Annotated in this window: 23 protein-coding genes and 1 pseudogene; 13 read left to right on the top strand and 11 right to left on the bottom strand. The window is 44.7% G+C overall.

What is annotated here, in order from left to right; translation table 11 throughout:
• Positions 1 to 197: 197 nt before the first annotated feature.
• Positions 198 to 323, bottom strand: coding sequence for a photosystem II reaction center protein Ycf12/Psb30 (gene psb30 / locus RLO19_RS21130; protein WP_446359398.1), 126 nt, complete (start codon positions 321 to 323; stop codon positions 198 to 200).
• Positions 324 to 537: 214 nt separating this feature from the next.
• On the opposite strand from psb30, the gene RLO19_RS21125 reads away from it, so the two are divergent.
• The 4 genes from RLO19_RS21125 (at position 538) to RLO19_RS21110 (ending at position 3,197) form a co-directional block, all read left to right on the top strand.
• On the top strand, positions 538 to 888 hold the full coding sequence (locus tag RLO19_RS21125; RefSeq protein ID WP_446359397.1) for a YkgJ family cysteine cluster protein: 351 nt from the start codon (positions 538 to 540) through the stop codon (positions 886 to 888).
• A gap of 180 nt (positions 889 to 1,068) precedes the next feature.
• Positions 1,069 to 1,443, top strand: coding sequence for a TMEM165/GDT1 family protein (locus RLO19_RS21120; RefSeq protein WP_446359413.1), 375 nt, complete (start codon positions 1,069 to 1,071; stop codon positions 1,441 to 1,443).
• Between the two features lie 99 nt (positions 1,444 to 1,542).
• Positions 1,543 to 1,824 (top strand): TMEM165/GDT1 family protein, encoded by a 282-nt coding sequence (locus RLO19_RS21115; protein ID WP_446337733.1) that lies wholly within the window; start codon positions 1,543 to 1,545, stop codon positions 1,822 to 1,824.
• 116 nt (positions 1,825 to 1,940) lie between these two features.
• Complete coding sequence (locus tag RLO19_RS21110) at positions 1,941 to 3,197, top strand: FtsX-like permease family protein (protein WP_446359396.1); 1,257 nt, start codon at positions 1,941 to 1,943, stop codon at positions 3,195 to 3,197.
• Between the two features lie 177 nt (positions 3,198 to 3,374).
• Here RLO19_RS21110 and treY read toward each other — a convergent pair whose 3' ends face one another.
• On the bottom strand, positions 3,375 to 6,179 hold the full coding sequence (treY, locus tag RLO19_RS21105; RefSeq protein WP_446359412.1) for a malto-oligosyltrehalose synthase: 2,805 nt from the start codon (positions 6,177 to 6,179) through the stop codon (positions 3,375 to 3,377).
• 483 nt (positions 6,180 to 6,662) lie between these two features.
• Entirely contained in the window at positions 6,663 to 8,474 is a 1,812-nt protein-coding gene (gene treZ, locus RLO19_RS21100) for a malto-oligosyltrehalose trehalohydrolase (RefSeq protein WP_446359395.1), read from the bottom strand.
• Positions 8,475 to 9,503: 1,029 nt separating this feature from the next.
• Between treZ and RLO19_RS21095 the strand changes: the two genes are divergently transcribed.
• Together RLO19_RS21095 and RLO19_RS21090 are read left to right on the top strand one after the other, a co-directional pair.
• Complete coding sequence (locus RLO19_RS21095; protein ID WP_446359394.1) at positions 9,504 to 9,827, top strand: hypothetical protein; 324 nt, start codon at positions 9,504 to 9,506, stop codon at positions 9,825 to 9,827.
• Between the two features lie 141 nt (positions 9,828 to 9,968).
• A complete protein-coding gene (locus RLO19_RS21090) occupies positions 9,969 to 10,754 on the top strand; it encodes a DUF3891 family protein (RefSeq protein ID WP_446359393.1) in 786 nt (261 codons plus the stop codon).
• Positions 10,755 to 11,008: 254 nt separating this feature from the next.
• Here the strand turns inward: RLO19_RS21090 and RLO19_RS21085 are convergent, their stop codons facing one another.
• The 5 genes from RLO19_RS21085 to RLO19_RS21065 all read right to left on the bottom strand — a co-directional run bounded on the left by RLO19_RS21085 (position 11,009) and on the right by RLO19_RS21065 (position 13,822).
• A complete protein-coding gene (locus tag RLO19_RS21085) occupies positions 11,009 to 12,076 on the bottom strand; it encodes a TIR domain-containing protein (protein ID WP_446359392.1) in 1,068 nt (355 codons plus the stop codon).
• 80 nt (positions 12,077 to 12,156) lie between these two features.
• On the bottom strand, positions 12,157 to 12,648 hold the full coding sequence (locus tag RLO19_RS21080) for a toll/interleukin-1 receptor domain-containing protein (RefSeq protein ID WP_446359391.1): 492 nt from the start codon (positions 12,646 to 12,648) through the stop codon (positions 12,157 to 12,159).
• 179 nt (positions 12,649 to 12,827) lie between these two features.
• Positions 12,828 to 13,091, bottom strand: coding sequence for a hypothetical protein (locus tag RLO19_RS21075; RefSeq protein ID WP_446359390.1), 264 nt, complete (start codon positions 13,089 to 13,091; stop codon positions 12,828 to 12,830).
• 190 nt (positions 13,092 to 13,281) lie between these two features.
• Entirely contained in the window at positions 13,282 to 13,659 is a 378-nt protein-coding gene (locus tag RLO19_RS21070) for a type II toxin-antitoxin system HicB family antitoxin (RefSeq protein WP_446359389.1), read from the bottom strand.
• A complete protein-coding gene (locus RLO19_RS21065) occupies positions 13,625 to 13,822 on the bottom strand; it encodes a type II toxin-antitoxin system HicA family toxin (protein WP_446359411.1) in 198 nt (65 codons plus the stop codon). The genes RLO19_RS21070 and RLO19_RS21065 overlap by 35 nt, the downstream gene beginning before the upstream one ends.
• Between RLO19_RS21065 and RLO19_RS21060 the strand changes: the two are divergent.
• Positions 13,807 to 14,028: pseudogene (locus RLO19_RS21060) on the top strand (heme-binding protein); the annotation flags it as partial. The gene RLO19_RS21065 and the pseudogene RLO19_RS21060 sit on opposite strands and share 16 nt — an antisense overlap.
• A gap of 324 nt (positions 14,029 to 14,352) precedes the next feature.
• Positions 14,353 to 14,643, top strand: coding sequence for a membrane protein insertion efficiency factor YidD (gene yidD / locus RLO19_RS21055; RefSeq protein WP_446359388.1), 291 nt, complete (start codon positions 14,353 to 14,355; stop codon positions 14,641 to 14,643).
• 188 nt (positions 14,644 to 14,831) lie between these two features.
• On the opposite strand, the gene RLO19_RS21050 is transcribed toward yidD, so the two are convergent.
• Positions 14,832 to 15,452: a DNA-3-methyladenine glycosylase family protein gene (locus RLO19_RS21050; protein ID WP_446359387.1), complete on the bottom strand. Its 621-nt coding sequence runs from the start codon at positions 15,450 to 15,452 to the stop codon at positions 14,832 to 14,834.
• 388 nt (positions 15,453 to 15,840) lie between these two features.
• Between RLO19_RS21050 and RLO19_RS21045 the strand changes: the two genes are divergently transcribed.
• From RLO19_RS21045 to RLO19_RS21030, 4 genes are all read left to right on the top strand, one after another.
• Complete coding sequence (locus RLO19_RS21045; RefSeq protein WP_446359386.1) at positions 15,841 to 16,338, top strand: TIGR00725 family protein; 498 nt, start codon at positions 15,841 to 15,843, stop codon at positions 16,336 to 16,338.
• A gap of 247 nt (positions 16,339 to 16,585) precedes the next feature.
• On the top strand, positions 16,586 to 17,185 hold the full coding sequence (locus RLO19_RS21040) for a superoxide dismutase (protein ID WP_446359385.1): 600 nt from the start codon (positions 16,586 to 16,588) through the stop codon (positions 17,183 to 17,185).
• Between the two features lie 111 nt (positions 17,186 to 17,296).
• Positions 17,297 to 17,506, top strand: a complete 210-nt coding sequence (locus RLO19_RS21035) for a hypothetical protein (protein WP_446337730.1) — start codon at positions 17,297 to 17,299, stop codon at positions 17,504 to 17,506.
• A 444-nt stretch (positions 17,507 to 17,950) separates the two neighbouring features.
• On the top strand, positions 17,951 to 18,814 hold the full coding sequence (locus RLO19_RS21030; RefSeq protein ID WP_446359384.1) for an Npun_R2479 family HD domain-containing metalloprotein: 864 nt from the start codon (positions 17,951 to 17,953) through the stop codon (positions 18,812 to 18,814).
• Positions 18,815 to 18,909: 95 nt separating this feature from the next.
• On the opposite strand, the gene RLO19_RS21025 is transcribed toward RLO19_RS21030, so the two are convergent.
• Positions 18,910 to 20,145 carry a DUF790 family protein gene (locus RLO19_RS21025; RefSeq protein WP_446359383.1) on the bottom strand — a complete coding sequence of 412 codons (1,236 nt, stop codon included), beginning with the start codon at positions 20,143 to 20,145 and terminating at the stop codon, positions 18,910 to 18,912.
• 100 nt (positions 20,146 to 20,245) lie between these two features.
• Here RLO19_RS21025 and RLO19_RS21020 point away from each other — a divergent pair, with 100 nt between their 5' ends.
• On the top strand, positions 20,246 to 21,238 hold the full coding sequence (locus RLO19_RS21020; RefSeq protein WP_446359382.1) for a tetratricopeptide repeat protein: 993 nt from the start codon (positions 20,246 to 20,248) through the stop codon (positions 21,236 to 21,238).
• 394 nt (positions 21,239 to 21,632) lie between these two features.
• Here the strand turns inward: RLO19_RS21020 and pckA are convergent, their stop codons facing one another.
• Positions 21,633 to 23,300 (bottom strand): phosphoenolpyruvate carboxykinase (ATP), encoded by a 1,668-nt coding sequence (pckA, locus tag RLO19_RS21015; RefSeq protein WP_446359381.1) that lies wholly within the window; start codon positions 23,298 to 23,300, stop codon positions 21,633 to 21,635.
• Between the last annotated feature and the right edge of the window lie 578 nt (positions 23,301 to 23,878).

Below are 23,878 nucleotides of genomic sequence, written 5' to 3'. Positions count from 1 at the left end.
CAACTGTCATCACATGGCTTCCCTATCTCCCCCAGCTTCCCCAGCTCCCCCAGCTCCCCCAGCTCCCCCAGCTCCCCCAGCTCCCCCAGCTCCCCCAGCTCCCCCAGCTCCCCCAGCTCCCCCAGCTCCCCCAGCTCCCCCAGCTCCCCCAGCTTCAATGCATCAGGGAGCAAGATGCTCCCCCTACAAACAGACGGCTAGAGATCTCCCTTAAACGCAGCCAGTAGAAAAATGACTACAGGACCAGCAATCACGATCGCAGCCAGCACGCTAAGCTGAGCAATCAGTTCCCAGTTTATATTCCCTAAAAAGCTTAAATCCATCTCTCCTCCCGATTAACTTAATTTGGATGGTGTCGTTAAAAATTGCCGATTAGATTTTACTGGCTAATTGCCCAGTTTTTTTAATCAAATTAACAAAACTATACAAAACGCAACAAAAATGTCATTTGTCATTCGTCATTCATCATTCCCCATCCCACAGACGAAAACCCGTTATCCTAGAGAAACCTGCAATTAATCGCTATGGTGAAACGCAATGGCAACTTGGCGTTGTGTAAAGCAATGTGGTGCATGCTGTTATCTTGACCCAACAGAACGCCCTGGATTAGAAACTTATCTGACTCCAGAGGAGTTGGACAAGTATCTGAGTATGGTGGGGGAAGATGGATGGTGTGTCAATTTTGATCATGAGACTCGTGAATGTCGCATTTATGCCCATCGCCCTCGCTTCTGTCGGGTGGAGGCGGATATCTTTCAGGAGATGTTCGGGATTGAACCGGAAGAGTTAAACGACTTTGCCATCGACTGTTGTCGAGATCATATCACCGATCTCTACGGCGATCGCAGTTTGGAGATGTTACGCTTTGACCGTGAGGTGGGTATATGAAAAAGTCTCCGATGTAGGCATGAAGCGACTCTTAGGTAGCGAATGTTACCCGTACCGATTTTGTAAAGTTATGCAAAGATGAATAGAATATGAAAAGAGATTGATGTGAACTGAGAACTCCCTGTGAAACCATCTTCCCTGCCCATCGTCAGTTTTGTCCTGAGAGCACCTTTTGCCTCGATGAATCCAGCCCCCAAAGATGTCTGTGATCCGTCTGAGTTAGCGATTTCCCCCAATCCTGCAAGTTTGCGCCCAATCGTCAAGCGCCAACGGGGGATATGGGGTGTGTTTAGTTCAACCTTCCTGACTATTTTTCTAGCTGAGATTGGCGATAAAACCCAATTGGCTACCCTGCTGATCAGTGCAGAATCTCAATCTCCGTGGATTGTATTTACAGGTGCCGCGATCGCACTAATTACCACCAGCTTACTCGGTGTCTTACTAGGAACCTGGTTAGCCAATCGTTTACAACCCAAAACCCTAGAAACCGCCGCCGGGACATTATTACTCTTCATTTCCGTCATGCTGCTATGGGATGTGGTGCAACTGGGATGAAACAGTTTGGACAGTGTAGGGGCGGGTTTCACCACTATCGTTTTTTTCACCCAGATGTAACTAAACCCGCCCTGACTAAATCAGAGAATTTTAAATATTATGGATTGGCAATTACTAGGATTAAGTTTCATTACCGTATTTTTAGCCGAAATTGGTGACAAAAGCCAACTGGCTGCGATCGCGCTTGGGGGTAGTCTCAAGTCCCCCCGTGCGGTATTCTTGGGGGCTGTAGCCGCGTTGCTTTTGGCAACGTTTATGGGCGTATTAGCTGGGGGTGGCGTAGCCCAACTATTCCCGGTGCGAGTTCTCAAAGCGATCGCGGCGGTGGGTTTCGCATTAATGGCAGTTCGCTTGCTGTGGCCCTCTGAGGATGAAGCCTGAGAAAATCTTTATGTAGGGGCGGGTTTTACTATTATAGTTTCTTCCCTCACCCAGATGTAACTCGCGCCCGCCCCGACCAAATTTTCAAAGAGATTCTAAACAACAAACACACGAAAATGGTTTCTCTTGCCCGGAAAAACTTACTCGAAGATATTCCCCGCTTTTTAGTCGCCCAAGCTGGGATTATGTTTGCTGTAAGTTTAGTTACCTTGCAAACAGGTATTTTTAATGGATTTACCCAATCTACGGCTCAGTTAATTTATAATTCTAACGCAGATATTTGGGTGGCATCTGATAAGTTAGTGCAAATGGAGTTGACATTACCCATTCCCTTATCCCATGTTATCTCCGCCCGTAATGTGGAAGGGGTTGCTAAAGCTGAAGCCCTTATTTTTAGTGGCGCGTTATGGAATCCACCCCAAGGAGAAATTACCCGAGTAAAAGTGGTGGGATTTGACCCCAATGGGCAATTGTTTCAACCGATAAATATCGTGCAAGGCGATGTGAGGGACTTATCTGAACCCTATAAAATTATTGTAGATGCAACCAACCAAGATTCCCTGAATGTGCAACAGATTGGGGATATTGCCCGTGTAAATTCTTTGCCCGCCCGGGTGGTGGGTTTCACCCAAGGGAATGCATCAATTGTGTCTAATTCTTTCATGTTTACCTCCCTAACCAGTGCTAATGCGTTCTTAACATCGGGTCAAAAGTCGGAACTCTCCTGTAAATTACCGTCAGGTGCTGAGGATTTAATTTGTACCAATACCTATTCGAGAATCTCGGAAGCCGAACTGCGGAATCAACCCCCACCGCCACCTAATCCATTAGTCGCTTCTGACTTGATTCAATATGTTTTAATTGCGGCGGAACCGGGTGAGGATTTGTCACAACTCAAAGTTCGATTAGAGAAAGCGTTACCGAATGTGAGTACCTATACTCGCCAGGAGTTTATTAAACTGAATCAAAACTTTTGGCAACAGCGAACCGGAATTGGCTTTATTCTGGGATTGGGGGCGGTGGTTGGTGTCGTGGTTGGTGTAATTATTGTCGGTCAAATTCTTTATTCGTCGGTATCTGACCATATTAAAGAATTTGGTACTCTCAAAGCAATTGGCGCCTCAGATTGGCGCATTTACGGCGTAATTATTGAACAGGCGATGTGGATGTCGGTTCTCGGTTATCTCCCCGCGATGTGCCTCTGCTACGGTGTAGCCCTGTGGACATCAGCAACTCAGGGGATTTTGATTCTGATCACCCCCGTATCCGCGATCGCAGTTTTAGCAATAACGGTGGTAATGTGCGTCGGTTCGGCTATTTTCGCGATTCAGAAAGTGACGCGCCTTGATCCGGCGATGGTGTTTAATCAGTAGATCATTATTCTTGACTTAACGTTCTTTTTGGTTGTAGGGGCGAGTCGCTGCATCAATATGACGGTGTGAGAATTAACCTGTATCGACTCGCCCTTTTCTGGTAGGTACTTTATCCGACTCCCCCAGCTCCCCCTATTGACACGGGCGGCGGTCGCCCCTACAGTGTTTATCTATTCATCACTCCTGCTGATTCTGATTAACCAATAACGCCACCGGAAAATCAGTGAGAACATCTCGAATCCACAGCGTATCGTCCCCCTGAATTTCCCGTCCCGTCATCACATCCCGCCACACAGACGACGAACTAGAAGGTAAAGAAATCCGGGTTTCTTGCCAAACTTGTTCACCCATGGGATATTCTCCTGGCTTAACTAAACTCGTCAACAGCCGAGGGACAATGACAATCACCGTTGTATGATCCCAGGTTCGGGCAAAGGTAACAACATGATCCTTCAAACTGCCAATAACCGTCAGTTTATGGTAATCTCCTCGCTGGAATACCTCTAAATACTCGCGCCGTGTTTTTAGAGCTTCATAGATGACAAATAGCTTAATTCGACCGTCTTCTGGAGTCTGACAAAGTTCCTGAACTAAACCCAGATTATCGGTTTCGCTGCGCTGTTTCAGTTCTTTCAATAACTTCAGCCGCTGTTCAAAATCCACAGGACGGCGATTATCGGGATCAACTACACTTAAATCCCACAGTTCCGTTCCCTGGTAAAAATCAGGAACACCGGGAGATGTCAGTTTCAGTAAAACTTGGGAGAGACTATTAAAAATGCCGTAATGTTTGATTTTGCGTTGGAACGGTCGAAACGCTTCTAAAAACGGATTATCAGGGGTATCTTTGAGTAAGCGTTCAGCAAACCGAATAAACCCTTCTTCATAGTTTGTATCCGGTCTTAACCAAGCGGTATGGACTTTTGCCTCTCGGATTGCCTTGATAATATAGTCTTTGATCCGCTGCACATAGGTAGGGAACTCCGTTTCATCAAAGGGAAAAGTTCCTAGCAAGGTTTGGTAAAGAAAATATTCGTCATTGGGATCAGGAATATCTAACCCATCAATACAATCCTTGTGAACAGCGTTTATTTCCTGCCATTCTCTCAACATATTATCCCACTCGCCGGGAATTTCGGAAAGGACATTAATTCTTGCTCTCACATCTTCACCACGTTTAGTATCGTGAGTTGCTGTTGTATTTATTGTATGGGGCCAATAAGCGATGCGGTGTTGGTTAAAGTCATGAAAGTCGTCTAAGGAAACGCCAAATTCACCCGGATTACCGCCCACTTCGTTGAGAGAGATGAGACGGTTATAAATATAGAAAGCCGTATCTTCTACTCCCTTGGCAGTCAGCGGTCCAGTAAACTGTTGCAGCCGCATGACAAAATAACGCCATTGTTCGGCTTCTTCTGGTACCAACGAATCGTCAACTTCCAGTAATAAAAACTTCTCAATAAACGTCAGTTCATTAAAGAAAATTGGCGTATTTTCTTTGGCTTTGGCAATGACGTACTCAATATACTCCCGATCCGCTTGGCTTAAACCTTCTGGACTTACATAGGTTCGGTATACAGGAAACAGCGCCATGATTTCTACCAAGGCGGCTTTCAGCGCATAGATAGTAAAGTCACTGGCGTATCTGTACTGAGACGAAATTCGCTTGAGTAAATTAGCTAAATTATCGATATCTCCGGTCAAATGCTTGGCTATAATCAACCGCTTTTTTTCATCTATTATGGCTTGATAGGATATGGAATTCCCGATAAAGCGATAATAAACGCTGTCAAACTTCGGCTGAGTCTGCTGATGACAAAAAATACCATTAACTTTGTTTAAGAAATCATACCCACTCGTACCTTGTACGGGCCAGGTTAAGGGCAAATCTTCATGCTCTTCCAAGATTTTCTCAACCACAACGTAAGCATCAGACGCATAGTCTCGCAAGTGATTTAAATATTGAGCCGGATCATAAAGTCCATCGATATGATCGATTCTCACGCCGCTAAATTTCTGTTCTTCAAGGAGCTTGAATATCAAAGCATGATTATGTTTAAAAACTTTCTCATCTTCGATGCGAACGGAAATCAAGTCATTGACGGTAAAAAATCGTCGATAATTCAGTTCTTCATTACCCACCTTCCAGTACGCGAGACGGAAAAACTGCTCGGCTAACAATTGCTCTAACAAGTCAAAGCTTTCGGGTTTTCCGGGTTCTCCATTAAAGATTTGAATATTTTCGTCGATAAAATCCCTGACCTCTACACTATCATTCCAGAGTTCCCATAACATGCTCTTGACGAAGCTAATCTGGTCATAGCGTTCCATTCCTTCTTCGCCCGAGGGAATGTATTTTAGAGCATAGAGAGCGCCTAGAAACTTAACAAAATCGGGATGATTTCTGCCTAATTTCCGGCGGATGCGTGCTAAATCGTAGGTTAAGACATTGGAGTAGGATTCAATCCGAATGGGGAACTTCAGGTCATAGTAATTAATGGTTATCCCTTCTTGGTTGTACTGAAGTTTGAGTTCACCACTCTCTAAGCAATCGCCGCAAAACTTACCTAAAAATGGCGCTAATACTCGCCCTCGAATGCCTTCATAAGGATGCTCCCAGTTGATATCAAAATAATCCTTATATTGAGAATCTGGACCATTCTCCAAGACTTCAACCAGCATCGGGTTTTCACTATCAAATGCCATGTGGTTCGGCACAATATCCTGAAGCCATCCTAACCCATGTTGTTGAACCTGCTCAATTAGAGACTCAAAGTTCTCTAAGCCGCCGAGTTCTGGGTTTATTTGATTGGGATCAACCACATCGTAGCCATGAGTGCTACCCGATCGGGCTTTAAATATGGGGGATGCATAAAAGTCAGAAACTCCTAATTCAGCCAGGTAAGAAACAATGGCTTTTGCTGATTCAAAGGTAAACGCGGGATTAAATTGAATTCTATAGGTGGCGACGGGAATCCGCATCATAAGCTTTTAGAGGGGTTAAAGAACTGACAGAGCATTGGCTCTAGGACTCGATTTAAAAAAATTGCTTACTAACCAAGATGTTAAACAGTAGGATAGTGGCGTTGAACTTAATGCTTAAATCATAGCTTAACCTTATTTTAAATCATAGCTTAACCTCATTTTATGACAAAGGCATTTGCTTTGGGCAACACTAAGAGTACAGCACTGGGATACATCTGTTGAGGATAGGATCTGCCATCCAAAAGGAGTAGAGCTTGGTAGAAATAACCCAAAAGACAGAGAAACAGGGTAACTCAGATAAGAACTAGAGGGAAACCTCTGCTGTCTGGCACTATAATACCAGTTCAGCCGCCAGGATTGACACATCAACCCATACATACATTATCTTGCTATTCGTTGATAGTGGTATGATTTTGACTCAGCTTACATCCCCTGTTTGGCTAATTACTGCTTTCTTTAACGACTGAACCGATGCTACAGTTACTTACAATATAAAGCAAAATTTAGGGGAGCAATGGTTAAGGATTGTCCAGCTTGTATCTGTTGGGGGAGTTGAGATCCCTCACCCATCCATTCTTTATCCGCCGAGTCAATAACTTTTGAGAAGTTTCCTTGGGGAATCTGAGGCGAAACGGTTACCGCATCTTTGGCAAAGTTCATCAAGGCGAGGACTTGGTTATCTCCAGCCGTGCGATGGATAACGATAATCTTTTCTGGGGACAAACTAGATACATTCAGATTCTGCCGATCTAGGGTAGCTAAAGCAGGGGTTTCTTTGCGTAGCTGAATTAACCGTTTGTACCAGCGCCGCAACAAGCCATATTTCCCTTGATCAATCTTATCCCACTGCAATTTTGCCTGCTCAAAGACTTCTGTTCCTTGGGGATCAGGTGCGTTGTCCCAACCAAACGCTTTAAATTCTTCAGCCCTCCCTTTACGCACGCCTTCAATTAAATCGGGATCACTGTGACTAACAAAATAGGGAAAGGGTGCGTCTTCCCCATATTCTTCACCCATAAATAGCATGGGGACATAAGGAGAAAGCAATACAGCCGCAGCCGCTAGCTTCAACCCCTGAAAGTCTACCAAAGTGGATAAGCGATCGCCAATCAGTCGATTGCCAATTTGATCATGGTTCTGGATACAGACGACAAATTGTTCACCCGGACGATTTGCTGCTGAATTCCCATGGTTGCGTTTGCGGAAGCTGGAATATTGCCCACTATAGATATAGCCTTCGCGCAGGGTGACTTCCAACTGCTCAATTTTGCCAAAATCTGCGTAATATCCAGATTGTTCGTCGGTTAATAGGGTATGCAAGATGTGGTGAAAGTCATCGCACCATTGAGCATCATGACCAAATCCCCCTTGTTCTCTGGGTTTAATCACGCGCACGTCATTGAGATCACTTTCGGCGATGATGTATCGTTGCACTGGCGTGGTGCGATTGCAGTTGGCGACTGCATCCCCTAACTCTTGTAGAAAGGGTTGAGCGCTCATATCGTAAATCGCGTGAACTGCATCAACCCGTAGGGCGTCAATGTGGTAATTATCTAACCAGTACAGAGCATTCTGGATAAAGAAATTCCGTACCTGATTACTATGGGCGCCATCAAAGTTAACCGCATTGCCCCAAGGGGTACGGTATTGATCAGTAAAGTACGGACCATAGGCCCAAAGATAGTTGCCTTCGGGTCCGAAATGGTTATACACCACATCTAGAATGACCGCGATCCCCGCCTGATGACAAGCATCCACGAGTTTTTTCAACCCCCCAGGTCCCCCATAAGACTCTTGGACGCCATAGACATAAACCCCATCATACCCCCAGTTGCGGCTTCCGGGAAACTGGGCAACGGGCATAATTTCAATCGCGGTTATGCCTAAATCCTGAAGGTAACTCAAGCGGGGGATAATGGATTCAAAGGTTCCCTCTGGTGTAAATGTACCGACGTGGAGTTCGTAAATAATTAGGTCTTTGAGGGGAATTCCTTGCCAGGAATCATCAGTCCAGTTAAATTGGTGATCCACCACCTGAGAAGAACCATGGACTCCCTGAGGTTGGTAGTGGGAGGCGGGATCAGGTCGCTCCAGTGAGCCATCGAGTTGATAGACATAGAGGGTTCCTGGGTCAGCTTTTACCGTTTCCTGCCAATATCCCCATTCATCCTTTTGCAGGGGAATAACCTGATCCTGGGGAGAGACGATGTGAACCGCGACGCTTTCCCGCAACGGCGCCCAAACTCGGAATTCACATTGACCGTTACCCAGGTAGTTGCTGCCAATTTTCATATAACCCCTCTGTAAATGCATGGTCTGAGAAATTTGTCAAGGTTTTAGCCGTGCGATCGCCCAACTCAGAATGAGCCAACGGGCGAGTTATCCGCACCTGATTCAGATTACCCCACAGGTTATAACTTTTAACTCTAACATCTGACGTAATTTTACCGGGTTTTGCCTTTTATTACTTGCCCCTGCAGACGTTTTCGACTAATTCCAACCAGACAAGTAAGCACAAGGGAAATCAAGACAAGCACCATGGACAATGCCACCTGTTTAATTCGACCCGATTGTTGTAAAAACTATCACACCCTTTGGTAACAATTAGATCCCTCTTAAGAGAGAGGCTAACCTTCTGTAAAGCCAGACAAGATGAATCAGGAGTGTTGATTGCTTTATCACTCTCTCTGGGCAAAATTATGGCATAAATCAATAGACGCCCAGGATCAGGCTGAAGCGGATCTTACGGAACTAGAGTCGGCGATCGGGTAGGAGAAGAGTCCCGACTTCCTCTAAAAATGGGAAAGACGCCTGGGAGTCTTGCCGTGTTTCGACCCCAAGCGCCTTTACCTTTTCCTCACACACACAACCTTAGTATACATGACTTTTGGGATTTGTCTAGTCCAAAAGCGGGGAAATGTTATCAATTTTTAACTAATGTAGTTTTTCTTCTAATTCCGTAGTACGTTGTTCAAGTTGCTTATCATCGCTTAACGTTGGCTGGGCAGCTCATCCGCCAGGGGTTCAAACCCCTGTCTCATAGCTAAAGTACTCTGTTCGCTTTTAGCGTTCCCGAAGGGTAGAGGACTAATAATTGGTGGTTGAGTCGTCTAAAGACGACTTGGGCTATTAGGCAGGGACTTAAGTCCCTGACGGGCTTCGGGAAAATGAATCAGCCCTGCTTTTTAAGGGGGACGCAAGGGGGATCTATTGAATCTAGATGCACCTACCGTCAATTTCCGTTACACTATTTTAATGAAAATGTCGCTGAGTGACCTCATGTCGGTGTCATTCACCTCAATAGCGCTCATAAAAAAAATCATGAAAAAAATTCAGACCCTATCGTCAGTAATGAGTACCTTGATACTGGTACTTGTGAGCGCACCTAGAGGGAGTTCCCAAACGCCTGATATGACGCCCCAAGAACCGACGAATGCTTATCCCCCTGAGATTGTCCAAATTTATCTCGAAAACTGTGTTGGCGATCGCCCAGAGGAAATCAGGGCGTTTTGTACCTGCACGATTGAGAAGATTCAAGAAACTTATACCTTGGATGAATTCATTGAAATTGGTCAAGAATTACAAGACGGTCAGCCAGAACCGGAGGAATTTAGGCAAATTATCACCTCTTGTGTACCTAATTAATTAGTAGTCATAATTGACTTGCTTGTAGGATACGTGGTAAACCACGATGGTGGTGTAGCACAGCTAAAATAGCGCAAGTTCAGCTTATACTCAGGGGAATCAATTCAAAATGAGAATTGTTCGATTTTGAATTTTGAAATCATGCTACATCGCTCATCCAAAGAGGGACTTATTTGCATCACGCAACCGAACCACGCCTGGGTTTCTGGTGAATTAGCACGCGCTTGGGGAAATGAACAGTTCGGACAGTTTGTCCCGCCAAAAGAACTCTGTCTCGCCGCCGAACAACATGATATTGGCTGGCTGTTGTGGGAACAAGCGCCCACTCTCAACCCCCAAACTGGCTATCCCTATCGGTTTACTGAACTCCCCACCCAAGTCCATATCGATATCTGGACGGGTGCGAAACAACTAGCAATGCCTTGGGGGAGATATGTGACGTTATTCGTCTCACTGCACGGTACTGGGCTATACGAGCCATATCGAAGTTGGCAGAAGAACCCGGAGTCTAGCCGAATTGTACAGGAATTTCTTCACAGTGAGTATGCCTTTCAAGAACAGCTTATTGCTACGTTGAAAAATGACCCCCATTATGTACCTTATGTGACACCAGAAGTTATCAAGCGCAACCAAAAACTGGTAGCGACGTGGGATGCTCTTTCACTGATTTTGTGTCAGAATGTGTCGGGGGAACAGCAGGTTGAGCAGGTGCCTACGGCTGATGGTGAAACTGTTTTAACGTTGACTCATGTTAATGATGACCATCACCAGATCGTTCTATCTCCGTGGCCCTTTCAGGAGAGTGAGGTAACGCTGGTTTATGAAGGACGGCTATTACGAGAAACGTTTACAGATGAGATGGCGATGCGAGAGGCGCTGAGGTGCGATCGGGGGTTAACTCTAACCACTATTCTGACACCAGATTAGGTTTCAGGAACTTTTCCAGAGTTGACCCTGATAGTCGATCAGATTATTTGGGCTGGGGTAATATCATGTCCTGACGATTGCCCATAGTTGCAATGCTTTAAAAACAATGGTTTCAGGCGTTTTTATTAGGGGTATTTGACCAGACATGATATAATTCAAATCTGCTTTCATAGCCCTCTTTTAGACTTTATCTGTAGGATACGTGGCAACGCACGATAGCGGTATATTATATTGAGTCTTAACCCGCTGTATCCTTACTTACTACAACTGTCAGCGCACTTACCAACTTGCGCCCAAACTTCCTTACGAGGAAAATTGGAATCAACTCTTACTAAAGGTTCTAATTTAATAATAACGAGCTTCTCTCCAGGTTTAAGTAAACCCACCCTCTCTGGTAAATATGGCTTTGGTATATATTTCCTTAAGTTTACAGGGTTTTTTACGGTTACGACTTCTCCTATTGATGGAACACTAAGAGCATCAACACTAGGAGCGAATCGAGGATTTGAAGATTCAATCAGTTGCTCTTTAACAGATAAACTATTTGAGGCATTATCAACAACACCTATTCTAATCCAGCCAATTGGAGTTATGTTTTCTATTGAATTAGAAGTTGCAGAAGGTACTAATGAAGGTATCCCTGATATATGGGTCAGATGATTGATTGCGGTTATACTCGCGATAGCAATTATAGCAGGTTTGATAATAGTCTTTAGGCTTGCCTTCTTGTGCCAACGAGACTTCACTTTTTTAGAGAAGACAAAAGCATCGACAGTTGGTATAGATGCCAGATTTCTTGCAACAGAAGTTGCACCTGTCCTAAGCCATGGATGAGATTTTAGAGAAAAGGGAGAAGTGCTTTGTTCTTCAATTAAGCGCCTAATACCTTTAGCGATATTTTCAAAGGCGTTATCATAAGGTTTCCAATCGGTTACAGGTTTTTCCCCTTTAGGCAAGGCTTTAATATTAAGATTGTCGAACGCACTTTTCCAATTATCAACTCGGCGAAGGAGAATAGGAATTACAATAGCTTTTCTAGCCTTATGCCTTTGTTTAGCCGTTTCCAGAACGATGTTCCAGTTATAGTCTGAGGCGAAAAAATCCGCACTAATCAGCAACATAATTATATCAGCCGTTATTATTTTTTCATATATCTCATTTTCCCATTCTTTTCCCGCACCAATCAGTTCTGTATGCCAGGTATTGATAAAGCCCTGCCGCTGCAAAATATTGAGCTGTTTGTCTAAGCCTTGGAGCATTTTTTCATCATCTTTAGAATCAGAGCAACAATATAAAACTTTGATAGGTTTAGCGGGTGACATCAATTTCAGTACCTCTAATTCAATAGTAAATATAGCTTGACTTTAACATCTACAGACCTTATTATAGGACAGCTATCTGTTTATAGGCTGGCAGCCAGTTCTTCAACTGCCGCACGGATACCTTGAGCAACACTGCAAAATGCTTCGACACGATTTCCCCATTTGCTTATAGGTTTGCCATCTTTAGGCAGTGGTTCAAGCTTCCCGAAAGGTGTGTTGTTCCTCCAATTATCAGTAGGGTGGAGAATCACAGGAATAACACGGGCTTTCTTCGCTTCATGTCTCTCCATCGCACGCCTTACCTCCACATCCCAGCAATAATCTGAGGCGATAAAATCCGCACTAATTAACAGCAAAATTACACTAGCTGTATCTAGGTGTGCATTTCTTTCATTTTGCCATTCTTTTCCTGCTCCAATTTTACGATTGTGCCAAGTTGTAATCACGCCCTGCCGTTTCAAAATAATGAGGTGTTTTTCTAGCTCATCGCGCAGCTTTTCGTCTTGGCTAGCAAATGAGAAGAAGACTTCAATTGGTTTAACAGACGTAACTTGGTTGTCTACTACATGCAAACTATTAGATGAATGAGAGCTTATAACTTTATTGCTGACGTCTATATTTTTGGAGAGAGAAGTTAATTGTTCTGGAATATATGCTAACGGTTTTGTTATTACAGTCTCTTCTTCTAATTCTGTAAAAGTTTGACCTTTTCTAGAATTAAAATCAATTTTAGGTAGCTGTAAAGGTACTCTTAAACACTCATCAATAAACTATACCCAAAAGACCATATCCCAATATCTGACAAATCTGTTCCCAGCCAAGTCAGCCAAAAGTTATCATCATATAGCTCTTGCGGATGCCAAGTACTCCGAGCATTCCCACCTAAACCATGAATAAAGATGACATCGCCACTCCGACTAGTATTTTCGCAACCTGATATTTTAATCAATCCCTTCTTTGTTGGAAAATTTTTATCGTATGAATGCGGCTTTTTACGATCCTTGAAAAAAAACATATTAGGCTTTCCTTTGAAAACAGCGTAATTTTAATGTAACTATTCAATTAGTAATACTGGCTACTATGTTAGCCGTATTAACAATGATTGAGATTATTGGATGTGCCAGTTGAAAGAGTAGAACGCATTGTTAAAATACAATCAATGTGGGGTTAGTGAGAAGAATCTAGCGATCGCACGCTCTACCCGATCATCCTTGACTCAACACAGACACAATGTACTGATTGAGGCTCACATTTTCCCTGTCCGCTTTCTCAGTTAAACGACGATGCAACGATTTCGGCATCCGCAGGAGTAGTTTACCACTGTAGGTATCATCCGTACTGGGTAAAGGAATCTCATCTCCAGCTTCATAAGCTGTCTCAATCCACAACTCTCGCGCCTCATTTATATTGGCGATCGTCTCATCCAACGTTTCACCTTGAGTCAGACATCCAGGTAAGTCTTTAATCTGAGCCACATATCCCCCCTCTGGATCGGGGTAAAGTGTTACTGGATACTGAAAATTCAAATAATAGTCCAATGGCTGCTTCTCACTCAGCTTGTTTTTCTGGTTCAGTGTCTTCATCGCTCCATTCCTTTAAGTTCAATAGCTCAACGATTTGCTGGACATAAACCCCTTTAACTTTCTGTCCGCCTTTTTTGGGTACAGTAATTTTTCTACCTTGTGAATCTCGAAAACTATGGTGGCTACCCTTCGACCTTTTCTCTTCAAATCCCACCCATGACAGTCCTCAGCCTTGGGTTAAAAGGGAGTTACGATTACTCTAGCTATCAAAAAAGCATCGAGCGGTTACGAGAGTGGTTAGCACAGCATCCAGAATGGACTGTTGTCGGCTCCCCTCGCCGCTTCTTCTACGATGGTCCTTATGTCCCCGAACCTGCCAAGCGCAGTGAAATCCAAATTCCGATTCGGTTGCCCTCTATCCACCAGTGAACAACTTCTATGGCTTGGTCATTGTTGCGATAAGGGGAATTCGTGGCAGACTATCAAACTCGTGAGAGAAATGAGTCAGTTGTAGGGGCGGGTTTAGGCACTAAAGCTAGCTCACCCGCCGATAGTTGATCAACAAAACCCGCCCTTATTCATAGGTCACTTGTTCAGGACGACTGATCAAGCGATCGCCTCCGACACCAACAAAGCTGATCGCACCGCACCATCCCTCCTTCCATTATCGACTCAATTTAAACCTCTTGATAGAGTGATAGAGGTTTGATGTGGAGTAAAAAATAAGGTAATACCTTCTATCACGGCTCAGATATGCTAGCTAGTACGATTGAATCTTTTACTACTCAGGCAGCGATCGCGTCTCTTAATACTTATCAAAAGCATCTCTCTCCTCGTAAAGGTTTCTCCTGTCCCCACCGACTGCTCTATAGCGGTGAGTCTTGCTCTGACTACGTAAAGCGCCTATTAACTGAGCAAAAATTGAAGACAGCTATACAAATGGCTCCTCAGCGATTCAAAGCGTGTAAACTTGCCGCTCAAACGCTGCAAACTCAGAAGTCAGAAGGTGGATGCATCATCATCCCCTGCTGCATTCCACTTTAAACTAATCCGACTTGCGATCGCGTCGATTTTGATATTGTTTGGCAGGTTATTGAGCAAAACATCCCAGAGTTACTTGATAGGATTACGCCTCTATTACCTGTTTAGGACGACTGATAAAGCGATCGCACGCTCTGAATGGGGAGAATCAACAGTGGGCGATCGCAACCTCCCTCTTTTTCCAACAGCCCTCACACTGGCTTTAGCTCCAAGCTACGCCACAAGTACCACGAGGCGATACTACAATAAGGCTTCCACCTTTGTCCGAAACGTTCTGTAGTCTTGCGGTCAGGAAGTGCCTCAAGATTATAAAGGTTCCGAATACCTGCACGTATCCCCAAATCATCGACGGGCAAAACATCCCACCGCTTGAGACGGAAAATCAACAGCATCTGCACAGTCCAGCGTCCAATCCCTTTAACCTGCGTTAAAATCTTGATAATCGACTCATCATCCATAACTTCCAACTCTTCAACAGTGGGTAATCCATCTATTGAATGACGCGCCAAATCTTTCAGATAAGAAATTTTAGGGCGCGATATCCCCACGCTTCGGATGACTTCATCAGGCGTGTTCAACACATCCTGTGCAGTAGGAAACTGTGTATCAGGGTAAAGCTGGAGAAACCGAGTGTGGATGACATGCGCTACTTTGGTAGAAAGTTGTTGATGAAGAATTGACCGGGATAGGCAAAAGAACAAATCTCCCTCCAACTCGTGCTGATTCAGTTGACATGCACCAATTCTGTCTATGAGTTGTCCCAGAATGGGATCACAATCCTTGAGAAAGTCAATAGCGATCGCGTAATTCATGAACTCGGTTGTTAGAACATCGTTCGGTAGCTACTGTAGGGGCGGGTTTAGGGACTCTGTAGGGGCGGGTTTAGGGACTCTGTAGGGGCGGGTTTAGGGACTCTGTAGGGGCGGGTTTAGGGACTCTGTAGGGGCGGGTTTAGGGACTCTGTAGGGGCGGGTTTAGGGACTAAAGTCAGCTATTCATCGATAACGAAACAACAAAACCCGCCCTTTCTCATCGATAACGAAACAACAAAACCCGCCCTTTCTCATCGATAACGGAACAACAAAACCCGCCCTTTCTCATCGATAACGGAACAACAAAACCCGCCCTTTCTCATCGATAACGAAACAACAAAACCAAAATGATATAACTCCAGTATTCAGCCAATTATACTTTCTACCCATGAGAAAAATTGTTATCGGCGTAATGGGACCCGGTAACGGGGCTACCGCCACAGACTTAGAACGAGCTTATCAATTGGGACAACGTATTGCCCAGCGGGGATGGGTACTGCTCACGGGTGGCAGAAATGCTGGGGTAATGAACGCAGCAAGTCTTGGCGCAAAAGCCGCAGGTGGCTTAACCGTGGGTATTTTGCCCAGCCGTGATACTCAGAATATGTCCGATGCTGTGGATATTGCGATCGCAACTGATATGGGGAGTGGGCGAAATAATATTAATGTTCTCTCCAGTGATGTGGTGATTGCTTGTGGGATGGGCGCAGGAACAGCCTCAGAGATCGCCCTCGCCCTTAAGGGTGGCAAACCTGTGGTACTGTTATCAGACCATCAAGAAAGTCAACAGTTTTTTACCAGCCTGTCGCCAGAGACTGTTTTTTTGGCAACAACCCCAGCAGATGCTATTGACTTTGTGCAAGCCATTGTCCAGAAAAACCGCTAACTGTCCCCCTTTGACTCAACACCGCTAGAGGTGCGATCGCGTCTCACTCGTTTCGCCACACCTTGATACAATCAACTCGACCATAGACTTAAGGCTATGCCTATCACTACTATTAGCCATTATATTGTTAATTTTTATTGCAATAGGTGCCAATCCCTTGATATAGTAATACTTAACTTAAGGAATACATCGAAAGTCTAGGTTAGTTTTAAGCTAGATAGCAGTATTTGAGAGGATAGAACACAATATGGCCTACGCACTTCCTGATTTACCTTATGCCTACAACGCTCTGGAGCCTTACATCTCAGCTAAGACGCTAGAGTTTCATCACGACAAGCACCACGCGAAGTACGTCGATAACTTCAACGACATGTCGCAAGCCGCTGGCATGGGTGACAAGTCTATCGAGGAAGTCATTAAGGCTAGCTACAATGATTCGTCCAAGTCAGGGCTTTTCAACAATGCCGCTCAAGCTTGGAACCACACCTTCTTCTGGAACTCCATGAAGTCTGGTGGTGGCGGTGCGCCCAGTGGTGCAATAGCTGACAAGATCAAGTCGGATTTGGGCGGCTACGATAAGTTCAAGGAAGAATTCAAGAAAGCGGCTACAAGTCAATTTGGTAGTGGCTGGGCTTGGCTTGTCCTCGATAATGGCACACTCAAAGTGGTTAACACTGCCAATGCTGTCAACCCTGTTGCTTTGGGAGTGACACCGTTGTTAACCTGTGATGTGTGGGAACACGCCTACTATTTGGATTATCAAAACAAACGTCCTGATTTTGTTGAAGCGTTTATCAACAATTTGATTAACTGGGACTTTGTGAATCAGCAAATGGCTGCGGCTTGAGGATTCCCGTGAATTTGTCAAGTCAGTAACTGTGACTAGCCCCGCCTGATCCAGGAAATCAGACGGGGCTTTCACAGGTTTGGGTTTTTGAGGTGCGATCGCGAATAAGAAATGAACAGTAAAGATTTAGCCAAATACATTGAAGCGACAGATGGGATTGCTAAGCCTTGGCTGTTAGTGCAATTGCGTTTACAGAAACTCCAAGAGCGCAAAGCAACCCTGACGCCAGATGCATATACTCGTGAGCTAGCTGAGATTCATCAGGATCTGATGAATCTGGGTGAGTGGTGGCATGGTATTGAAACAGAGGTGTTTGGTTAATACTATTCGGATAAGTAGTTGACCCCCAATCAGTGACCGTAGGGGTTTGGTAACCAAACCCCTACGGCGTGGTGAGGATGTCAAAAAATGTTATCTGTCAAAAGAAGCCCCTAAAACCTTGCTCTCAGACGTGCCATGGCACGTCTCTACTTCCCCTGCACGGTAAAGCACCTCTTAGGTTAATTGCGATCAGGTGATCTGTCTCACAAGGGTTGCCTCAGAGTATCACGGGAAGCCAAAAAACCTCATCACAACCTTTTGGGCTATTTTTATTACATTAGAAGTATCGAGTGCGAGAATTTTTCGCTGTACCTACCCTGAGGTGCAAACCACCGATTTTAAGCAAAGAAGGATTACTCGACTCCCTGAAAGATTTATCATTATAGTCAACTATTAACTCATAAACTTCAATTATCCTGACGAGCCCCCTTGAGGTAACCTTCCATGTTTGACACAACCCAAATACTCATTGACAACTTTGTGGATCGGATTCGCGAAGGCTACAGCCGAACTTACGGCGGCTGGAAGTCTGACTATGCTGACATTATCGGCTGGGCGGGCGCCATGGCATTAGAAAATATTGCCAATAGTGACGCCCTCTACCACAATGTTGAACACACCATTTTAGTCACCTTAGTCGGACAGGAAATTCTGCGCGGTAAACATATTCGTGAAGGAGGCATTTCCTGTGAAGACTGGATGCATGCGATTATTTCCTTACTCTGCCATGATATTGGTTACGTTAAAGGCGTCTGCCGACAAGACCGCTTGAGTAAAAACCTCTATGCCACAGGTATAGATGGGGAAAGGATCAGTTTACCACCAGGAGCTACAGATGCCAGCCTAACCCCCTATCATGTTGATCGCGGTAAGCTGTTTATTGAAGAACGGTTTGGTGGCAATTTACTGATTGATGCCGAAGAAATTAAGCGCAATATTGAGCTCACTCGTTTTCCCGTGCCAAGTGATCAAGATCACCTAGACACAAGCAACTGTCCCGGTTTGGTGAGATCCGCCGATTTAATTGGTCAACTCAGTGATCCGCGCTACTTGAAAAAAATTAGTGCCTTGTACTATGAGTTTGAAGAAACTGGAGTGAATAAAGCCTTAGGCTATCGTCATCCAGGAGACTTGCGCCAAAACTATTCCAAGTTTTACTGGAGTGGAGTGTATCCCTACATTAAAGACTCGTTGCGTTACTTAGAGTTGACGCTAGAAGGGAAACAAATTGTGGCAAACCTTTATGCCAATGTGTTTGTAGTTGAACATGAACACCCATCCCTCCATGCAACCATTAGCGCCGCTTAAAGGGTGAATATAGCAACCGTTGGCATCGATTAGGAAACATTCTATAGTAGAGGCGTTCCGGCGGAACGTCTCTACGACGGTTCGTTTATCCTAAGCTATGTGTCTTCTCCACTCACCTGATCTAAAACTTCCAGTACCGCCTTGGGTGATAACTTATCCTTAAACCAAATAATTTGGGCAGGCACACGTTCAAGCTTAACCCCAGCTTTATCCAAATTAAGTCGCTCAGAAATTGCCAAAATCAAATTATCACAAGCCGCCCGCCGAACTTGAGAAAATTTCTTTTGCAGATAGTCGGGACGCCAGAAGCCAACAATTTCTAACAAAACATCTCGCCCGTCGGGATGCACCAACCGAAAATCAGGAATCATCACACTCCCAGGAATCGGAATCAGATCCACTTCTCGCTCCAGTATCCACTCCGTTTTCAGCGAGTCCCAACGGTTGGCAAAGGATGCCTCAATCATACTGTCGTAAGGCTTGCCAGGGGGATAATGGGTGACCAAACCACATTTATCGTTGAGACTGAACCGCCCCGTTTTACGAGTTCCGGTGTAGGGATCACGCATTTGTAACGTGGCTTTGAGACTCCATCGGGTAACATGAAGCAGGGCAGGAATTAGTTTAGCGATCGCAAGTCCATACCGGGTACTGGCTTTAAATAAACTGGCAGGTCCGTCAATGGTAATGGTAAACCCGTGATCCGCATCGCCTTCGATATAAGTCATTAAGCCAAATAACTTTAAGTAACGAAACAGTAACTTATACTCTCCTGGTACATTACGATGAGCATTGAGAATCATCTCAGAGGCTTTGTAGAAAATACCTTGGACTTGAGATAAGTTGTAACGGTGCAGCAGGGCTTCCGGAGCTGGATCATCAAACTGGGTGAGAATCCGATTTTCTGGCAAATCGGCATAAAGCCCCGTCCGAATTTGCGAAGGTAGCACTTCTTGATGTAATTCTTGAGTAAGCGTACTACTCAGGGTTTCTAGAGTCGCTTCCGTCGCGGCGCGACAGGGGAGGGATTGGGCAGATAGGGTAAAAACTCGTTGTCGCAGTTCTTTCGGTTCCAGGGGGCTAACGATTTCAAAGGTGCTGAAGTTATTTTTTAGCAGATGCGCCAGTCCCCGTTTAAGGCGATAATCAGGACTATCCCCTTCTAATTCAGAAAGCTGGCGATCCAGTTCACCTTGGGTATGACCCACCGCCTCCTGAAAACAGGTGATTAAATCCGTGGCTATATCACAGGTTCCTTTGTTAATCGGCAACCGCTTGGGAATGATTTCTTCCCCATTTTGTCGATAAATTAGCAATGGTGTGGGTAACATGAACTATTTTGTCTTAGTCATTGGTCATTAGTCATTAGTCATTGGTCATTAGTCATTAGTAACCACTTAACTATCCGTTACACAATTTCAAGATTAAACTATGGGTACAACATTATCGATGAGGCAGAAACCTGCCCATACTATCTACAGAGTGCTAGAGTGCAGACCTGATAGCTATAGAGATTGGTTAAATCAAGGACATGGATTACGAGATGAGGGGCGCTATGAAGATGCCCTGACCAGCTATAATCGGGCTTTGGACTACAAGCCCCATGATTTTTGGGCGCTGTACTGGCGAGCCGATGTTTTAGATGCGTTGGGATACTACTCGCAAGCGTTAAGTAGTTATGACGAAGCTTTAGCCGAAAAGCCCACCGATTACTGGAGTTGGTGTCAACGCGCCAAGGTATTGCGGGAGTTACAACGCTACGAAGACGCGATCGCAAGTTATGATCAAGCCCTGGATACTCGACCAGATGACTATTGGGCTTGGTACAATCGGGGACGGGTCGCCCTAGAAGATTTGGATTGGTATAAGGAAGCGATTACCTCCTTTGAGGAAGCCCTGAAGATTCGACCGACAGATTACTGGAGTTGGTATCGCTTAGGTGACGCACTGCGACATTTGGCACGCTATGGAGAGGCAATTGCCAGTTACGAAAAAGCCTTAGAAACCCAACCCGATGATTATTGGGCGTGGTATCGACGGGGAGATTCCCTGCGACGTTGGGGATGCCCAGAAGACGCCCTGGCTAGCTATGATCATGCGTTAGAGATCAAACCCACTGACCCCTGGAGTTGGTATCAGCGAGGTGAACTGCTGCGGAAACTGGGTCGATATACTGAAGCCGTGGCGAGTTATGACCAAGTATTAGCCTCTGATCCAGAGGACGAATACGCCTGGTACAACCAAGCCTGTTGCTATGCCTTACTGGGAAATCCGGAGGGTGCGATCGCGAGTTTACAAGCAGCAATTCGCCTTGACCCCAGCGAATACCTTACCTTAGCCAAAACTGACTCGGATTTTGATAATCTACGGAGAAATGAGTCCTTTGAAGCTTTGCTCGAGGGTACAGGAACAGATAAGGGATGAGTCAACCTTAAGACTTTTCTATTCTGGGCAAGAAAGACTTCCCAAGCCAATTTTTTATGATAGTCTAGTGTAGTCTAGTCCTTCTATGTGCCCAGCGATCTCTCACGCTTGGGTTTCCTCAACTCTGCAAGGCAAGTCTTACTCGATGCAGGGGGCGAGAAAATAACCCACCCATACAAATTCTTCCCCTGCTTCCCAGACGTGACATTTCGCGTCTCTAAATAACGTATTACTTTTTTTCAAAAGGTAGAGACGTTACCGACAACGTCTCTACACAATTACTGGTTTTCACCTTAAGTTCAATAATAGCTATGCACCCCTGCCTGTTAAGGTTCTTATCCACAACAACTCTACAGTTATCAGTAAGATTTGTTGTGGTAAGAAATAGAAACGATTACTCAAAAACAGGTGCAGCTTCCTTCACTTCACGCGGCGCATTGGCAAACTTCTTGAAGTTTTCGACAAATCGTTTCGCCAAATCCTTCGCTTGTTTCTCGTAGGCTTGGGGATCACTCCAGGTATTTTGCGGATCGAGAATGCTGCTGTCAACCCCAGGAACTGTTTCTGGCACTAAGATTTTAAAGATGGGATGGTGATAGAATTTCACCTGTTCCAACTCCCCACTTAACGCCGCAGCAACCATGGCGCGACTGTCTTGAATCCGGATGCGTGTGCCAACTCCATAAGGTCCACCCGTCCATCCTGTATTAACTAAATAAACATTGGCATCGTATTTGACAAGTCGCTCAAATAACATCTCTCCGTAAAGTGTTGGCGACAGAGGAAGGAATGGTTGACCAAAACAAGCAGAAAATGTGGCTTGGGGTTCAGTAATTCCCCGTTCTGTACCCGCTAGTTTGCTGGTGTAACCTGACATGAAGTGGAAAATTGCCTGATTGTTGGTCAGCTTGGCAATGGGGGGTAATACGCCAAAGGCATCTGCGGTGAGGAAAATGACGGTTCGGGGATGACCACCAATACCTGGAATGACACAATTGGGAATATAATCGACCGGATAAGCGACTCGTGTATTTTCCGTGAGACGCCCGTCATCATAATTAGGAATCCGGCTTTCTGGGTCAATAATCACATTTTCCATTATGGACCCAAAGCGAATCGCTGACCAAATCTGAGGTTCATTCGTCCGCGACAGCCGAATGGTTTTCGCGTAACAGCCGCCTTCAAAGTTGAAGATACCCCGTTCTGACCATCCATGTTCGTCATCCCCAATTAGATGCCGTGTGGGATCTGCCGATAAAGTTGTTTTCCCCGTACCAGAAAGTCCAAAGAATAACGCGGTGTTCCCCTTTTTGTCCATATTTGCGGAACAATGCATGGGCAGAACATCGCGCTTAGTCATCAGATAATTCATGAATGAGAATGCCGATTTTTTGATTTCACCGGCATAGCGCGAACCGCCAATCAAAACCAGCCGTTTTTCAAAGCTGACGACAATAAAAGCTTCGCTATGGATACCATTGATTTCTGGGTCTCCCTGTAAACCGGGAATCGCGACGATCGTTAGTTCGGGTTTATGGGTGCTAAGTTCCTCTGGAGTTGGGCGGAGGAACATTTGATGGGTAAACAAATTTTGTGAGGCGAGTTCGTTAATAACTCGTACACCCAGGCGGTATTGCGAATCAACACCGACATACCCATCAAAGATAAACAGATCTCTGCCTTGTAAATAAGCCAACATCTGTTTATAGAGTAAGTCAAATTTTTTCGGAGAGATGGGAACGTTGACTTTATTCCAGTTCACTTCCTCATGAAGCCCTGGCTCATCAACGATAAATTTATCCGCAGGAGAACGTCCCGTGTATTTGCCTGTTTCTACACAAAGAGCGCCATTTGCAGCGAGAACACCTTCATGACGTTTTAGGGATTCTTCGATGAGCTGGGGAACGGAGAGATTGCGATACACCTGACCGAGGTTCTTTAACCCCAGAACTTCTAGTCCATAACTCTCATCATTCATTTGAGTCTTGACTTGGGACAAGGTTTGATAGACGTGATTCAAAGTTTTCAGTTCAGATTCCAATTCGTAAGTATTTTCGTTCATATCAGCACCTTCTACACTCTACAAGGGTGAACTTGCGTTTGCCATAAGAAATATTTCCTAGGTTTATTTGTAGCAGAAAAATCGTACTGTATTTTACGAATTCACAATTATTTAAATTAGTTAATATTTTTTTTTGACTTTTTGTAACTAAAAATGAATGTCATTATTCTTGTTGCTTAAACCCTAGATTTTGTCAAGTTTAAACGGTGCAAATATCAACGTTTAATGACAATTCAGCTTTGCTAATTCTCGGTAATATATTATGCTTACAAAAAGTATAGTACGTAATGGTCGGAACAGAGCCATGTTCCTCGGTTTATTATGGGTGATTAATTTATATCTTCCGTATTTAGGGTAATCACCTATCGTATCATAGAGTAAAATTACTAGAAAATGGTAACAAAAACTACAAAAAAAGAGCCGTTCAAGACTTAAATTTTACGTCATAAGCGATGGTGAAAGCCCTCGTGATTTATCCGAGGGATGAAACCGAGCAAGTCGTAAAGACAGCGGGATTTATCCCGCAATAACATTCTTAAGTGATATAATATAACCATAAGTAGAGATACAGTTAGGTC

Origin of the sequence: Coleofasciculus sp. G2-EDA-02 (assembly GCF_040226375.1) — a bacterium.
GTDB lineage: Bacteria > Cyanobacteriota > Cyanobacteriia > Cyanobacteriales > Coleofasciculaceae > Coleofasciculus.
The sequence above is the reverse complement of the archived record's forward strand: the minus strand, read 5'-3'. Positions and strand labels throughout refer to the sequence as shown.